The sequence below is a fragment of the Streptomyces sp. NPDC093546 genome (assembly GCF_044765045.1).
Lineage (GTDB): Bacteria > Actinomycetota > Actinomycetes > Streptomycetales > Streptomycetaceae > Streptomyces.
Genome location: NZ_JBIWJG010000018.1, coordinates 1 through 14568, shown reverse-complemented (window position 1 = coordinate 14568; position 14568 = coordinate 1). Strand labels below are relative to the sequence as shown.

Genomic DNA, 14568 nt, shown 5'->3' with positions numbered 1-14568 from the left:
ATGATCCCGTTCCGCGACCGCAACCCCGTCACCATCGGCGCGGCCGGCCTCACCGCCCTGGCCCTCCTCACCGTCGCCGCCTTCAACGCCGACAGCCTGCCGCTGATCGGTGACGGCGAGACGTACAGCGCCGCCTTCTCGGAGGCGGGCGGCCTCAAGCCCGGCGACGAGGTGCGCATCGCCGGGGTGAAGGTCGGCAAGGTCGACGAGGTGGACCTGGACGGCGACCACGTCAAGGTGGTGTTCCGGGTCAAGGGCGACCCCGCGTTCGGTACGCGCACCGGGGCCGCCATCCGCATCAAGACGATCCTCGGCGCGAAGTACCTCGCCCTGGAGCCGAAGGGGTCCGGGCAGCTGGCGCCCGGCAGCGAGATCCCGCTGAGCCGTACGACTCCGGCGTACGACGTCGTCGCGGCCTTCAGCGATCTGACGACCACCACCGAGCAGGTCGACACGGAGCGGCTGGCCAAGGCGCTCGACACCCTCTCCGCCACCTTCGAGGACTCCCCCGCCGAGGTGCGGGCGTCCCTGGAGGGCCTGTCGCGGATCTCCCGCACGGTCGCCTCCCGCGACCAGCAGCTGCGCGAGCTGCTCGCCCACGCCAACGGGGTGAGCGGGGTGCTCGCCGCGCGCTCCGGCGAGTTCTCGAAGCTCGTCAAGGACGGCGACGCGCTCTTCACGGAGATCGCCCGGCGCCGGGCGGCGATCCACGCGCTGCTCAAGAGCTCCGCCGCCCTCGGCATCCAGCTCTCGGGCCTGGTCCGGGACAACAAGGCGGAGATCGGCCCGGCCCTGGAGGGCCTGAACCAGGTGGTGGCGATGCTCGAACGCAACCAGGCGAGCCTGGACCGCTCCATCAAGCTCATGGCGCCGTACGTCCGGGTCTTCACCAACACCCTCGGCAACGGCCGCTGGTTCGACAGCTACATCCAGAACATGGTCGCCGCCCCGGTGGTCCCGCGCACGGGAGGTTCGTCATGAAGACGCGTCGAGTCCTGGCCCTCGCCGTCGCCCTCGCGGTCGTCGCCGCCGCCACCGTGGTGCTCTGGCCCCGCTCGGAGCCGGTCCGCGTCACCGCGTACTTCCCGCGCACGGTCGGCATCTACCCGGGTTCCGACGTCCGGGTGCTGGGCGTGCGCATCGGCGAGGTGAAGGAGATCGCCCCGGAGGGCCGGCGGGTGCGGGTCACTCTGGAGTACGACTCCGAGCGCGCGGTCCCGGCCGGCGCCCGGGCCGCGATCATCAACTCCTCCGTCGTCAGCGACCGTTACGTCCAGCTGCTTCCGGTGTACCGGGGCGGCGAGCGGCTTCGCGACGGCGACGTCATCCCGGAGGAGCGGACGGCCGTGCCCGTCGAGCTGGACCGCGTCTTCGACAGCCTGCACACGACGGCGGAGGCGCTCGGCCCGCGCGGCGCGAACCAGGACGGGTCCCTCTCCCGGCTGCTGGGCGTGAGCGCGGACACCCTCGAAGGGCAGGGCGCCCAGCTGCACCGGACGGTGGAGGACCTGTCCCTGGCGGTGACCACACTGTCGGACGGCCGGCAGGACCTGTTCTCCACCGTCCGCAACCTCCAGGTGTTCACGGCGGCGCTGGCGGCCGACGACAAGAGCGTGCGGTCGTTCAACGACAGCCTGGCGCAGGTCGCCGACCAGCTCGCCGCCGAGCGCAAGGACCTGGCGGCCGCGCTGCGGCACCTGGGCGTGGCGCTCGCCGACGTCTCCGCGTTCGTACGGGACAACAAGAAGGCGCTGACCACGAACGTGGAGGGGCTCGCCAAGGTCACCAAGGTGCTGGTCACCCAGCGCGCCGCGCTCGCGGAGCTGCTGGAGGTGGCGCCGACCGGCCTGTCGAACCTCCAGAACGCCTACAACCCCTCCTCCGGGACCCTCGACACCCGCAACAACCCCGAGCATCCCCAGGACCCGGCCTCGCTGCTGTGCTCCCTGCTCTCCACGGCGGGCGAGGCGAAGGCGAAGGACTGCGCGGAGCTCAAGCGGCTGTTCGACTCGCTGCCGGAGCCGTTGACGTCCGCGGCGCCGGTCGCCGGGAGCGGCCCGGTCGACCGGACGCTCGGCGGGATCCTGGAGGCGAAGGCATGAGGGCGCCGCGGGTGACCGCCGTCGTGTGGACGGCCGCCGGTTCGCTGCTGCTGTCGGGCTGCGGCTTCGACGGCCTGTACGACGTCGGCCTGCCGGGCGGCGCGGCCGCCGACGGCGACGCGTACCGCGTCACGGTCGAGTTCCGGGACGTCCTGGACCTGGTGCCGCAGTCCGCGGTGAAGGTGAACAACGTGACCGTGGGCGCGGTCGAGAAGGTCGAGCTCGACGGCTGGCACGCGCGCGTGCGGCTGCGCGTCGACGACGCGGTGAAGCTCCCGGCCAACGCGGTCGCCGAGCTCCGCCAGACCAGCATGCTCGGCGAGAAGTACGTGGCGCTGTCGGCGCCCGTGGAAGCGGCGCCGGCCGGGCGGCTGAAGGACGGGGCGCGGATCCCGCTGTCGCGCTCCGGGCGCAACCCGGAGATCGAGGAGGTGCTGTCCGCGCTGTCGGCGCTGCTCAACGGCGGCGGGGTCGCCCAGCTCAAGACGATCACCACGGAGCTCAACAAGGCCCTGGAGGGCCGTGAGAACCGGGTGAAGTCGCTGCTGAAGGAGCTGGACACCTTCATCGGCGGGCTCGACGCGCAGCGCGCCGAGATCGTCCGCGCCCTGGCCGGCCTCGACCGGCTCGCGCAGCGGCTCGCGGCGGAGAAGAAGACCATCGCCCAGGCCGTCGACACCCTGCCGCCCGCGCTGAAGGTGCTGGCGGATCAGCGGACCAAGCTGACGGCGATGCTCACCTCCCTGTCGGCGCTGAGCACCACCGGCACGCAGGTGATCAACGCCTCGCGCTCCGACGTGGTGGCCAACCTGCGCAGCCTGCGGCCGGTCCTGGAGCAGCTGAACAAGGCGGGCGACGATCTGCCGAACTCCCTGGAGCTGCTGACGACGTACCCCTTCCCGCGCAACGCCGTGGACGCGATCAAGGGCGACTACGTCAACCTCGGGGTCACCGCCGACCTGGACCTGGCGAGCATCTACGGAAACCTCGACGACGAGCCGCCGGCCGCGCCCCGTCTGCCGGAGGTGCCGGGCGTACCGGGGCTCCCGGAGACGCCCGGGCTGCCGGAGGTGCCGGAGGTTCCGGACACGCCGGGCGTACCGGAGGTGCCCGGCGGCGCACCGCGTCCACCGGGCGGGCCCGCCCCATCGGCCCCTCCGGAGCCGCTCTGCCCGCCGGTCTGCACCGGTACGCAGGTCTCGTACGGGAGCGCGCACGCGGGCCTGCACGCGGCCTCGTACGACATCGCGCTCGCGGAACTGCTGCTGAAGGGGATGCAACCGTGATCACCCGTACGGTCAAGGCCCAGCTCCTCGCCTTCGCCACCGTGACCGCCGTCGGCGTGTCGTACGTCGGCGCCCAGTACACGGGGCTCGTCGACGCGATCCTCGACCGCGGCTACCGCGTCCACGCCGACTTCGCCGACTCCGGGGGCGTCTTCGAGGGCGCCGAGGTCACCTACCGGGGCGTGCCGGTGGGCCGGGTGGGCGAGCTGCGGCTCACCGGCGGCGACGGGGTCACGGTGGAGCTGGACATCGAGGACGGGGCGCGGATCCCGGCGGACACGGTCGCGGTCGTTGCGAACCGTTCCGCCGTCGGCGAGCAGTACGTCGACCTCCAGCCCCGCGGCGCGGGCGGCCCGTACCTGCGCGACGGCTCCACCATCCCGCGCCGTGACACGCGCGTACCGCTGCCGGCGACCGAGCTCGTGCTGAGCCTGGACCGGCTGGTGAACTCCGTCGGCAAGGAGGACCTGCGCATCACGGTCGACGAGCTGGGCAAGGCGTTCGCGGGCACGGGCCCGGAGCTGAGCCGGCTGGTGGACTCCGGTAACAAGCTCGTGGAGTCGGCGTCGGACTCCCTCCCGCAGACGATCGCGCTGATCGAGGACTCGCGGACGGTCCTGAAGACCCAGGCGGACCAGGGCTCGGCCATCAAGGCCTTCTCCAAGGACCTGGCGGCCCTGACCGCCGAGCTGAAGTCGAGCGACGGCGACCTCCGCCGCCTGATCGGCGCGGGCGCGCCCGCCGCCCAGGAGCTCGACTCCCTGCTGACCTCGACCCGGCCCCATGTGCCGGTGCTGCTCGGCAACCTCATCAGCGGCGGCCAGGTCACGGTGGCCCGGCTGCCCGGCGTCGAGCAGGCGCTGGTCACCTTCCCGGTGGTGGTGGCCGGCAGCTACACGGTGATCCCCGGCGACGGCACCACCCACTTCGGGCTCGTCGTCGGCGCCGACGACCCGCCGGCCTGCCGCCAGGGCTACGGCACGCAGCGCCGCGACCCCGCCGACACGAGCGAGCGCCCGGCGAACACGCGGGCGCACTGCTCGGCGCCACGGGGCTCGAAGACCTCGGTGCGCGGCGCGCAGAACGCGCCGGGGCCCTTGGGGCCGGGGAGTTCCGGCTCCGGAGGCGCGGATCCGGCCGCGCACGTCACCCCGTACGACCCCGCGACCGGCACCGCCGCCGGTCCGGGCGGAAGGCTCGTCGAGATCGGCTCGACGGGAGGCGAACAGAGCGTGTTCGGAAAGGACTCTTGGCAATGGCTGCTCGTCGGACCGATGGCATGACAGGGGCCGTGCGGCGGCGCTGCGCCCACGCGCTGCGGCGGCTCCGCGGGGCCGCGCGCCGGGGCCGGGCCATGCCCGCCACGCTCGCGGTGGCGACCGTGGCGGTGACGGCCGCGTCGGGCTGGCTGAGCGTGCGGGTGTACGAGCAGCGGACCGAGGAGCAACGCCGCCAGGACGTCCTCGCCGCCGCGCGCCAGTCGGCGCTGAACTTCACCTCGCTCGACTACCGGCACTACCAGCGGGACAGCGCCAACGTCCTGAAGGGGGCCACGGGCGAGTTCAAGGAGCAGTTCGCGGCGCAGACGGCTCAGCTGACGAAGCTGGTGGCCGCCAACAAGTCGGTGTCGGAAGGCCAGGTGCTGGAGGCGGGCATCGTCCGCGCCGACGAGCGGTCGGCGCGCGTGCTGGTCGTCGCCGACTCCAAGGTCACCAACACCGCCGCGCCGCAGGGCCAGGCCCGTACGTACCGGCTCCAGCTCGATCTCGTACGCGAGGACGGGCGCTGGCTGACGTCCGGCGTCGAGTTCGTCGGCTGATGACCGGCTGATGACCGGCGCATGACCGGCTGATGCCGGCTCGAAAGGAGAAACCCATGGCGAACACGTCCATCCGGGGCCGGGGCGCCGGCTCCCCCGGCCGCCGCTCCCTGTCGGCGGCCGCCCGCGCGGCGGCCAGACGCACCGAGCGTGCCGATCGGTCCGGCCCGGGCACCGCCGTGGTGTCCTCCCGCACCCTGCGCGCGCGGGAGGAGCCGGGCGCACAGGCGCCGCCGCCGGAGCCGGACTGGGAGGCGCCCGACTGGGAGGGCCCGGAGGGGGCGCCCCCGGGGCGCCGGCGCACCGCGCTGCTCGTCGCGCTCGCCGTGCTCCTGGTGGCGGGGGCGGTCGCGCTGGCCCTGCTCGTACGGGCGTACGCGGACGGGCGGGGCACCGACCGGGCGCGGGCGGAGGCGGCCCAGGCGGCGCGGGAGGCGGCGCCGGTGGTGCTGTCGTACGACCACCGGCGCCTGGAGAAGGACTTCGCGGCGGCGCGGAGCCGCCTGACGGGCGCGTTCCGCGACGAGTACCGCAGGACGACCACGAGCGTGGTGGCGCCGACGGCGAAGAAGTACCGGGGCGTGGTGAAGGCGTCGGTGGTGGAGCCGCCGGACGGGGGCGCTCCGGCGGTGTCGGTGGTGTCGGCCTCCCCGGACCGGGCGGTCGTGCTGCTCTTCGTGAACCAGGTCACCACGAGCACCCAGGTGTCGGGGCCGCGGGTGGATCTGAACCGGGTGCGGATGACGCTCACGCGCACGTCGGAGGGGTGGAAGGTGAGCGCCGTCGACGCGCTGTAACCCCTCCGCCGGGCTCCCCCGGCCCCGTCTTTCCGTACAACCGCACAGGGATCCCCAGGCGCCTTCCGGGCCATCGTCCGGAAGGCGCCTTTTTGTGCGCCCGTTTTGCGTGCCGGTCTTGACAGCCGTCCCTCCCGCCAGGCAATCTTCCGTTAAGCAGAAACGAACTTCCGCAATACGGAAGGAGCGCCGAACCCCTCATGGGATACACGGACCAGCGCTTCGATGTGAACCTGTCGATCCTCTTCACGGAACTCCCGCTCCTGGAGCGCCCCGCGGCCGCGGCCGCGGCGGGCTTCACCGCGGTCGAGCTGTGGTGGCCCTGGATCGAGACGCCCACGCCCGACCAGAGCGAACTCGACGCCCTGAAGAAGGCGCTGGACGACGCCGGCACCCAGCTGGTGGGCCTGAACTTCTACGCCGGCGCCCTTCCGGGCCCGGACCGCGGCGCACTGTCCGTCCCGGGTGAGGAGTCGGACCGCTTCCGCGCCAACATCGACGTGGCCGCGGACTTCGCCGCCTCGGTCGGCTGCAAGGCGCTCAACGCGCTCTACGGCAACCGCGTCGACGGCGTCGACCCGGCCGTCCAGGACGAGCTCGCCCTGGAGAACCTGGTCGCCGCGGCCCGCGCCGCCGACCGGGTGGGGGCGATCCTCCTGGTCGAGACCCTCAACAAGCCGGAGTCGCCGCTCTACCCGCTGGTGAGCGCCCCGGCCGCGATCGAGGTCGTGGACAAGGTGAACGAGGCCACCGGCCTCGGCAACGCCAAGTTCCTCCTCGACATCTACCACCTGTCGATGAACGGCGAGAACGTCGGCGAGGTCATCGAGGCGTACGCCGCGAAGACCGGTCACGTCCAGATCGCGGACAACCCGGGCCGCGGTGCGCCGGGCACCGGCTCGCTGCCGCTGGAGGAGCTGCTCGACCAGCTCAAGAAGGCCGGTTACGACGGCTGGGTCGGCCTGGAGTACAAGGCCGGCGACCGCCCGAGCGCCGAGTCCTTCGACTGGCTCCCGGCCGAGGCCCGCGCGGCCCGCTGACTTCTTCCCGCACCATCAGTTTTTGAGAGGCACCTCATGAGCAATCTCCCCAAGATCGCGTGGATCGGCCTCGGCATCATGGGCTCCCCCATGTCCGAGAACCTGATCAAGGCCGGCTACCAGGTCACCGGTTACACCCTGGAGCAGGACAAGCTGGACCGCCTGGCCAAGGCAGGCGGCACGGCCGCCGGCTCGATCGCCGAGGCCGTCAAGGACGCCGACGTGGTCATCACGATGGTGCCCGCCTCCCCGCAGGTCGAGGCCATCGCGTACGGCCCCGAGGGCATCCTGGAGAACGCCAAGTCGGGCGCCCTGCTGATCGACATGTCCTCGATCACCCCGCAGACCTCCGTCGACCTGGCCAAGAACGCCAAGGACAAGGGCATCCGCGTCCTGGACGCCCCCGTCTCCGGCGGCGAGGCCGGCGCCATCGAGGCCGTACTCTCGATCATGGTCGGTGGCGAGCAGGCCGACTTCGACGAGGCCAAGCCGATCCTCGAGGCCCTCGGCAAGACCATCGTGCTGTGCGGCCCGCACGGCTCCGGCCAGACGGTGAAGGCCGCCAACCAGCTCATCGTGGCGGTCAACATCCAGGCGTGCGCCGAGGCCGTGGTCTTCCTGGAGAAGTCCGGCGTGGACCTCAACGCGGCCCTGGACGTCCTCAACGGCGGCCTGGCCGGCTCCACGGTCCTGACCCGCAAGAAGGACAACTTCCTCAACCGCGACTTCAAGCCCGGTTTCCGGATCGACCTGCACCACAAGGACATGGGCATCGTCACCGACGCCGCCCGCAACGTCGGTGCGGCCCTCCCGGTCGGCGCCGTGGTCGCCCAGCTCGTCGCCTCCCTGCGCGCGCAGGGCGACGGTGGCCTGGACCACTCGGCCCTGCTGCGCGCCGTCGAGCGCCTCTCCGGCCAGCAGGTCTGACCCGGCGGGAGCCCTCGCGGCTCCGCCCGAGGGCCTGACGGCCCTCCCCCCGGCATCCGGGCCGTGGCTGCGCTGACACCTGTCCTGTCGCGCCCAAGCGCAGCCGCGGCCCGGATTCACCACCTTCATTTCAACAAACTGTTGACGTTTCATCGGAAGCGAATTTACGCTCCTGACACCGCTCAGCAGCTCCCGCACGGAAGGTCACCATGTCGAAGCGCGTGCTTACGACCGAGTCCGGCGCCCCGGTCGCCGACAACCAGAACTCCGCCACCGCCGGCGTCGGTGGCCCGCTCCTCCTCCAGGACCAGCACCTGCTGGAGAAGCTCGCCCGCTTCAACCGGGAGCGCATCCCGGAGCGCGTGGTGCACGCCCGTGGTTCCGGCGCGTACGGCTACTTCGAGGTGACCGACGACGTCACCGCGTACACGAAGGCGGACTTCCTCTCCGAGGTCGGCAAGCGCACGGAGCTCTTCATCCGCTTCTCCACCGTCGCCGACTCGCTGGGCGGCGCGGACGCGGTCCGCGACCCGCGCGGCTTCGCGGTGAAGTTCTACACCGAAGAGGGCAACTACGACCTCGTCGGCAACAACACCCCGGTGTTCTTCATCAAGGACCCGATCAAGTTCCCCGACTTCATCCACTCCCAGAAGCGCGACCCCTTCACGGGCAAGCAGGAGCCGGACAACGTCTGGGACTTCTGGGCGCACGCCCCCGAGGCGACGCACCAGATCACCTGGCTGATGGGTGACCGCGGCATCCCGGCCTCGTACCGTCACATGAACGGCTACGGCTCGCACACGTACCAGTGGACGAACGCCCAGGGTGAGGCCTTCTTCGTCAAGTACCACTTCAAGACGAACCAGGGCATCCGCTGCCTGTCGTCCGAGCAGGCCGCCGAGGTGGTCGGCAAGGACGCGAACTCGCACCAGACCGACCTGCTCCAGGCCATCGAGCGCGGCGTGAACCCCTCCTGGACCCTGTACGTGCAGATCATGCCGGCGCACGAGGCGGCGGACTACCGCTTCAACCCGTTCGACCTCACCAAGGTCTGGCCGCACGCCGACTACCCGCTGCAGCGCGTCGGCCGGATGGTCCTGGACCGCAACCCGGACAACGTCTTCGCCGAGGTCGAGCAGGCCGCCTTCTCGCCGAACAACTTCGTTCCCGGCATCGGCCCCTCCCCGGACAAGATGCTCCAGGGCCGCCTCTTCGCCTACGCGGACGCCCACCGCTACCGCCTCGGTGTCAACCACACCCAGCTGCCGGTGAACGCCCCCAAGGCGGCGGTCGCCGACAACTACGGCCGGGACGGCTTCATGGCCACCCGCAACGGCTCGCGCCACGACAAGAACTACGAGCCCAACTCGTACGCCGGTCCTGCACAGACCGACGCGCCGCTCTCCGCCCCGCTGGCCGTCGCCGGCTACACGGGCACCCACGCGGCCCCGGTGCACGTCAAGGACGACGACTTCTTCCAGGCCGGTGAGCTCTACCGCCTGATGTCGGAGGACGAGAAGCAGCGCCTGGTGGCGAACATCGCCGGCGGCCTGTCCCAGGTCTCCCGCGACGACGTCATCGAGAAGAACCTGGCCCACTTCCACGCCGCCGACCCGGACTACGGCAAGCGCGTCGAGGAGGCGGTCCGCGCCCTGCGCGAGGACTGAGGCCCCGTCAGACGGCGTACGGCGGCCGACGGGAGGTCTGTCGCTGTACGCGGTCCGGAACACCGGCCCGGATGAGGGGTGGTCGGTGCGACGGACCAGATCGAGGACCGTGGCGGCGTGCGAGCCAGTGCGGTGGTAGGGAGACCCGTCCCCTTCTTGACCTGAAGGAAGGGACGACGGAACCTCCCGTCGCCGCCGCCGCGGTCCCGACACCTCCCCATGAGCTCCGTCCGGCGGCGCGAACGTCCTGTCGCGCCAGCCTCGCACCGTCGGACGGTCACCACGTATCCACGTGTGAGCAACTGAAGAATCGCAGAGCCGAGCGCGGAGTTGGGGTTTACGGTCCCCCAGCTCCGCGCTCTTCTCGTGCCTCGGTGCTGTCGCAGCAGGTGCGGCGGTATCCGCCACCGTTGACCTTCCGCGGCTGCGCCGCTGCGCGGGAGGTGGCACTTTCTTCATGCCAGGCTCCCGTTTACGCTGCCGCCATGATTCGCGCAGTGGTCTTCGACGTCGGTGAGTGCCTGGTGGACGAGACGCGGGAGTACGGCACGTGGGCTGACTGGTTGGGTGTGCCACGTCACACCTTCGCATCCGTGTTCGGCGCTGTGATCGCCCAGGGCCGTGACTACCGGGAGACCTTCCAGAAGTTCCGCCCCGGCTTCGACCTCTACGCCGAGCGCGAGAAGCGCGCGCAGGCGGGGCAGCCCGAACGCTTCGGCGAGGAAGACCTCTACGCCGACGTGCGCCCCGCCCTCGCGCAGCTTCGCGCCGACGGCCTGTGGCTCGGCATCGCGGGCAACCAGACCGTACGGGCCGGGCACATCCTGCGTCGGCTGTTCACCGACGATGTCGACCTCATCGGCACATCGGACGACTGGGGCGCCAGCAAGCCCGATCCGGAGTTCTTCGTGCGCGTCGCGGAGGCAGTGCCATACGCGCCGGAGGAGACCCTTTACGTCGGCGACCGGATGGACAACGACGTGCGTCCAGCCATCGCCGCGGGGATGCGCACCGCGCTCATCCGCCGCGGGCCGTGGGCCCACATCCAGTGGACTAGCGAGGACGCCGTGCGACTGCCGACCATGCGCATTGACAGCCTCACCGAACTTCCCGAGAGGATCGCCAAGCTCAGCGCTGAAGAGCACTGACGGTGGCGCGCCAGCCGAACATCGCGTCGTCGAGCTCGGTAACGCGGGGATGCCCATTCCAGGGATGGAGCGCGGTGCGCACCTCCCGGACGCGGTCCATCCCGGTGGCGTACCAGGTGACGGAGAGCTGACCCAGCGCCTGCATGGCCCACTCGCAGGCCTCCTCCGGGTTGCGCTGGGCGGCGGCCACGGCTGCCAGATCACCGAGCACGACGGCCCGTTGTTTGCCTGCGCTGGCGGGCAACTCGTCCAAGACCGCTAGAAGGGTTGTTCGCGCCTGCGTGTAGTGACCGGCTCGGATCTGGGTGTTCCCTTTGAACGCCGCCAGACGAATGGGAGAGAACCAGTCCATCCATTCAGGGGTTGGGGCCGCGTCCGCATCGCTTTCCGCCGTCAGGACCTCCTCGGCGTGCTGGAGAAGGTTCAGGGCTGTCCGTGGATTGCCACACCGCGTTTCGCACTCGGCCTCCACCGCGTCGAGCCAGGCGCGGAACTCGGCGCCGGCCCGCCCGCGCCGCGCATAGGAGCGTGCGGCGCACATCCTCTCCTGGGCCCGGGTCCGCTCGCCCGCCCAACCCGGAATGAAGGCGGTGTGTGCCAGGATGGCCGCCCCGAGAAGGGCGTCGTTCGCCTCGCCGGCGGCCTGTAGCGCTCGGACGTATGTGTCGGCGGCTACGCCTGCGTCTTGCAAGTCGAAGAACTCGATGCGGCCCGCCATGAGGCTGCTTTCCGCGAGCGCCCTGGCGAGGGTGATGCGGGCGACGCCGGTGGTCTCTGCCATCAAGGCGGTCCCCAGACGCATGTGCTCCACCACCGTGGGATGCATGTGGGCGGGCTGCACCGTCCAGTACAGGCGCCGGTGTGCCGCCGTGATCATTGCGTAGTCCGCAGCAGCACTCGCGGGTTGGTGCCCGTCCGCGCCACCGGGCAACGGCAGAGCAGTCGGGGCAGGTGCTCCCAACCCCGACGGGACAGGTGGTCCGGCGGTCGGCGGGGACCCGGTCGCGCCCCACGTGGGAGTGAAACCCAGCTCTTCCATGGACCGGCCCAACACGTGGCGCAGCGCGCGCTGGTAGTGCGCCTGCGGCCATGGCGGTGAGTCCGACTCCCACCGCCGGACTTGGCGCACGCTCACATCGAGGTGTCCCAAGCCCAATTGCGGGCCTGCGGCGTTCAGGGCGTTGGCGAGGGCCTGCTGTGTGGCGTACCCGGCCGCTACGCGGGCGGCCTTGAGTTTCGTGTTACCAGGTGTACGGGCCATGTGGTCCTCCGACGATGGGGCTGCATCCAGCCTAGGTACAGGGCGGAGTGAGTGGAAGTCCCTTATACGTCCTCTAAGAGTCCCAGCAAGGGCCTTCTAGAGGACGTGGAGGGGGGACACGATAGCCCCTGACGCTTCGCCAGCCTGGCCATCTGACCGACGGGGAGCAACCTGTGAAGAATTGCGAGTACTGCCCGAAACGGGACGCGGACGTGTGTGTCCGCGAAGCCAAAGACGCTGACGGCACCGTCCGGCACGTGTTCGCGCACCGCGCGTGCGCCCAGAAGCGCGGAATCCGGCCCCTGTACGCCGTACTGGAGCCCAAGGAACGGGAGTTGACGTCGTGACGGCTCAGGCCCCGGCAGGCAGCCGGATCAACACCAGCGCCCTGTGGCTCGCCTCCGTGATGGACCCGCCGTCGATCATCCTGACCGCATGGGCCGACAACCCCGACCATCTCGCCGAAGTACCGCTCGGCGTACGGTTCGACGTCCTGCGCGCCATCGACTCGCTCGGCATGCGCGCCCTGGACGAGCTCGCCAACACGCCAGTGTCGCTCGGGCCCGTGCTGTACTGCCAGCCCCGCCAGACCGTCGAGTTCCTCGTACCGGCGGGTGCGGCCGAGGAGTGGGAGGACCTGCGCGGCACCGTGTGCGTGGGGCGCGGCGGCGCGCTGCTCTGCCCGGCGCCCGGCGCGACTGGTCGCGGCCGGACGTGGCTGTACCCGCCCCATGGCGACGGTGTGCTGACGGACCCCGGGCTCCTGCGCGACCACCTGCGCCGCGCGTACGAGCGGAGGACCCCATGACGGACCAGAAGGCGCTATGCGCCGGATGCGGCGCCGCAGAGCGCCTGACCCTCGTGAACGCGCCCACCCATCTTTACAGCTGCCGTACCTGCCGGCTCCAGCCTCACGATGTCCTCGCCGATCTGGCCTGGCTCCAAGAGACCCGACCGCAGCGCGTCCCGACGCGCCGCCCCTGAGCCCCGCCCGCTGCCCACGACCTGCGGCGGGGATGGCGCAGCGGGCGAGCACCGCCACCCCGCCGCATCCGGCACCACGTACCAGGAGGTACAGATGAGCACCACCATGGACGACGGCGGAAAGCACGCCGGGAAGCCGTCCGACAAGCCATGGACGCCGCCGCCCACCCCGCCGAACCCCGACGGCGTCCCTCCCAAGCCGAGCAAGCACGCGGCAGACGGGAGCTGACGTGACGACCGCCCACCCGAGCGGGCACGCCACCCTCGTCGAGCACCTCTACGAGCGCGGCCTGCTCGACGAAGACTGGCGCGCGGTGTGGCACGCCGTACCCCGCGAGCCCTTCATCCCCCAGCGGATCTGGCGCCAGGACCCCACCGAATGCGTGCCCATCACCACCGAGGCGGAGCGCCTCGACCTCATCCACAGCGACGAGCCGGTCGTCATCCAGCTCGACGACGGGCACGCCGACGGCCCCGGCATCGCCACCTCCTCCAACTCCCAGCCGTCCACGGTCGCCCGCATGCTGCGGCTCCTCGACGTCGAGTCGGGCCACCGGGTGCTGGAGATCGGCACCGCCTCCGGACACGTCGCCGCGCTGCTGTCCCGGCGCCTGGGCGATGCACACGTGTACAGCATCGAGATCGATCCGGGGCTCGCCCACCACGCGGCCGCCACACTGCGCGCGGCCGGCTACACCCCGAACCTGGCCTGCGGCGACGGTGCTTGCGGGTGGCCCGACGAGGCTCCGTTCGACAGGCTCATCGCCACCTGCGCCCTGCGCCACATCCCGGGCGAACTCGTCCAGCAGGTAAGCCCCGGCGGGCTCATCGTCGTACCCGTGGCGCGGGACTTCTGGAGTGGCGCGCTCGTACAACTACGCGTAGGCGACGACGGCACCGCCTCCGGGTTCTCCCACAGCGGCGCCCTGTACATGCCGATGCGTTCCCACCGGGCCCCCGCTCCCGCACCGGTGGACGACTCAACGGCCCGCGCCTCCAAGAGCACGGTGCATCCGAGGCAGCTCCTCCAGTCCCTGGGCTTCGCGCTGTACGCGGGCACCCGCCTTCCGGATGTGCGGCTGTGGCACAGCGGGCACAAAGGCGCCGTCGCAGTGTGGGCTCAGGACCGCGACGGCTCAGCGACGAGTGCGACCTGTAACGAGGTCTGGCAGTACGGGCCTCGTGAGCTGTGGAGCGACATCGAACGCATTTGGGCGGAGTACGACCAGCTCGGCCGCCCGGAGCTGACCGAGTTCGGCCTCACCGTGCGCGCCTCGCGCCAAGAGGTCTGGATGCACGATCCGAGCCGCGTGATCGAACCCGCCACTCAGTCTGCCTGGATGTCGCAGACCGGCTGACCGGCCGCCTCGGCCGCTGCACCGCCCGCAGCCGCCGGGGCCCCGGGCCCCCCCCCCCCCCCCCCCCCGGGGGGGCGGGGGGGGCCCCCCCCCCCCCGGGTTTAGGGCCAAACCCCCCCGCGTATGTTAAGTGGGGCCCCCGGGGCCCCCCCCGGGCAGGGGGGGCACAAACGGGATGG

Annotated in this window: 14 protein-coding genes; 13 read left to right on the top strand and 1 reads right to left on the bottom strand. The window is 71.4% G+C overall.

Annotated features, from left to right (window positions below):
* The 10 genes from ACIRNI_RS28745 (at position 1) to ACIRNI_RS28700 (ending at position 10786) form a co-directional block, all read left to right on the top strand.
* Positions 1-981, top strand: coding sequence for an MCE family protein (locus ACIRNI_RS28745; protein ID WP_403555792.1), 981 nt, complete (start codon positions 1-3; stop codon positions 979-981).
* Positions 978-2102 carry an MCE family protein gene (locus ACIRNI_RS28740; RefSeq protein WP_403555790.1) on the top strand — a complete coding sequence of 375 codons (1125 nt, stop codon included), beginning with the start codon at positions 978-980 and terminating at the stop codon, positions 2100-2102. The genes ACIRNI_RS28745 and ACIRNI_RS28740 overlap by 4 nt, the downstream gene beginning before the upstream one ends.
* Positions 2099-3388 (top strand): MCE family protein, encoded by a 1290-nt coding sequence (locus ACIRNI_RS28735; protein WP_403555788.1) that lies wholly within the window; start codon positions 2099-2101, stop codon positions 3386-3388. Before ACIRNI_RS28740 ends, ACIRNI_RS28735 begins: the two co-directional genes overlap by 4 nt.
* Positions 3385-4671, top strand: coding sequence for an MCE family protein (locus ACIRNI_RS28730; RefSeq protein ID WP_403555787.1), 1287 nt, complete (start codon positions 3385-3387; stop codon positions 4669-4671). Before ACIRNI_RS28735 ends, ACIRNI_RS28730 begins: the two co-directional genes overlap by 4 nt.
* Positions 4668-5207 (top strand): hypothetical protein, encoded by a 540-nt coding sequence (locus ACIRNI_RS28725; protein WP_403555785.1) that lies wholly within the window; start codon positions 4668-4670, stop codon positions 5205-5207. The genes ACIRNI_RS28730 and ACIRNI_RS28725 overlap by 4 nt, the downstream gene beginning before the upstream one ends.
* A 56-nt stretch (positions 5208-5263) precedes the next feature.
* A complete protein-coding gene (locus tag ACIRNI_RS28720; RefSeq protein WP_403555783.1) occupies positions 5264-6004 on the top strand; it encodes a hypothetical protein in 741 nt (246 codons plus the stop codon).
* Positions 6005-6204: 200 nt separating this feature from the next.
* Positions 6205-7044, top strand: coding sequence for a TIM barrel protein (locus tag ACIRNI_RS28715; protein ID WP_403555781.1), 840 nt, complete (start codon positions 6205-6207; stop codon positions 7042-7044).
* 36 nt (positions 7045-7080) lie between these two features.
* Entirely contained in the window at positions 7081-7971 is an 891-nt protein-coding gene (locus tag ACIRNI_RS28710; protein ID WP_355352857.1) for a 2-hydroxy-3-oxopropionate reductase, read from the top strand.
* Between the two features lie 209 nt (positions 7972-8180).
* Entirely contained in the window at positions 8181-9638 is a 1458-nt protein-coding gene (locus ACIRNI_RS28705; protein WP_403555779.1) for a catalase, read from the top strand.
* Between the two features lie 485 nt (positions 9639-10123).
* Complete coding sequence (locus tag ACIRNI_RS28700; protein ID WP_403555777.1) at positions 10124-10786, top strand: HAD family hydrolase; 663 nt, start codon at positions 10124-10126, stop codon at positions 10784-10786.
* Here ACIRNI_RS28700 and ACIRNI_RS28695 read toward each other — a convergent pair.
* Positions 10767-11663, bottom strand: a complete 897-nt coding sequence (locus tag ACIRNI_RS28695) for a transcriptional regulator (protein WP_403555775.1) — start codon at positions 11661-11663, stop codon at positions 10767-10769. The two genes, ACIRNI_RS28700 and ACIRNI_RS28695, sit on opposite strands and share 20 nt — an antisense overlap.
* Positions 11664-12390: 727 nt before the next feature.
* Here ACIRNI_RS28695 and ACIRNI_RS28690 point away from each other — a divergent pair.
* The 3 genes from ACIRNI_RS28690 (at position 12391) to ACIRNI_RS28680 (ending at position 14389) form a co-directional block, all read left to right on the top strand.
* On the top strand, positions 12391-12855 hold the full coding sequence (locus ACIRNI_RS28690; protein ID WP_403555773.1) for a hypothetical protein: 465 nt from the start codon (positions 12391-12393) through the stop codon (positions 12853-12855).
* Between the two features lie 270 nt (positions 12856-13125).
* Positions 13126-13260, top strand: a complete 135-nt coding sequence (locus ACIRNI_RS28685) for a hypothetical protein (protein ID WP_403555771.1) — start codon at positions 13126-13128, stop codon at positions 13258-13260.
* A gap of 1 nt (position 13261) precedes the next feature.
* Positions 13262-14389, top strand: coding sequence for a methyltransferase domain-containing protein (locus ACIRNI_RS28680; protein WP_403555769.1), 1128 nt, complete (start codon positions 13262-13264; stop codon positions 14387-14389).
* Positions 14390-14568: the final 179 nt, after the last annotated feature.

Bases quoted from the DNA above. Each gene is read 5' to 3' on its own strand.
- ACIRNI_RS28745 (WP_403555792.1), top strand. From the start codon at position 1: ATGATCCCGTTCCGCGACCGCAACCCCGTCACCATCGGCGCGGCCGGC.
- ACIRNI_RS28740 (WP_403555790.1), top strand. From the start codon at position 978: ATGAAGACGCGTCGAGTCCTGGCCCTCGCCGTCGCCCTCGCGGTCGTC.
- ACIRNI_RS28735 (WP_403555788.1), top strand. From the start codon at position 2,099: ATGAGGGCGCCGCGGGTGACCGCCGTCGTGTGGACGGCCGCCGGTTCG.
- ACIRNI_RS28725 (WP_403555785.1), top strand. From the start codon at position 4,668: ATGACAGGGGCCGTGCGGCGGCGCTGCGCCCACGCGCTGCGGCGGCTC.
- ACIRNI_RS28720 (WP_403555783.1), top strand. From the start codon at position 5,264: ATGGCGAACACGTCCATCCGGGGCCGGGGCGCCGGCTCCCCCGGCCGC.
- ACIRNI_RS28715 (WP_403555781.1), top strand. From the start codon at position 6,205: ATGGGATACACGGACCAGCGCTTCGATGTGAACCTGTCGATCCTCTTC.
- ACIRNI_RS28710 (WP_355352857.1), top strand. From the start codon at position 7,081: ATGAGCAATCTCCCCAAGATCGCGTGGATCGGCCTCGGCATCATGGGC.
- ACIRNI_RS28705 (WP_403555779.1), top strand. From the start codon at position 8,181: ATGTCGAAGCGCGTGCTTACGACCGAGTCCGGCGCCCCGGTCGCCGAC.
- ACIRNI_RS28700 (WP_403555777.1), top strand. From the start codon at position 10,124: ATGATTCGCGCAGTGGTCTTCGACGTCGGTGAGTGCCTGGTGGACGAG.
- ACIRNI_RS28695 (WP_403555775.1), bottom strand. From the start codon at position 11,663: ATGATCACGGCGGCACACCGGCGCCTGTACTGGACGGTGCAGCCCGCC.
- ACIRNI_RS28685 (WP_403555771.1), top strand. From the start codon at position 13,126: ATGAGCACCACCATGGACGACGGCGGAAAGCACGCCGGGAAGCCGTCC.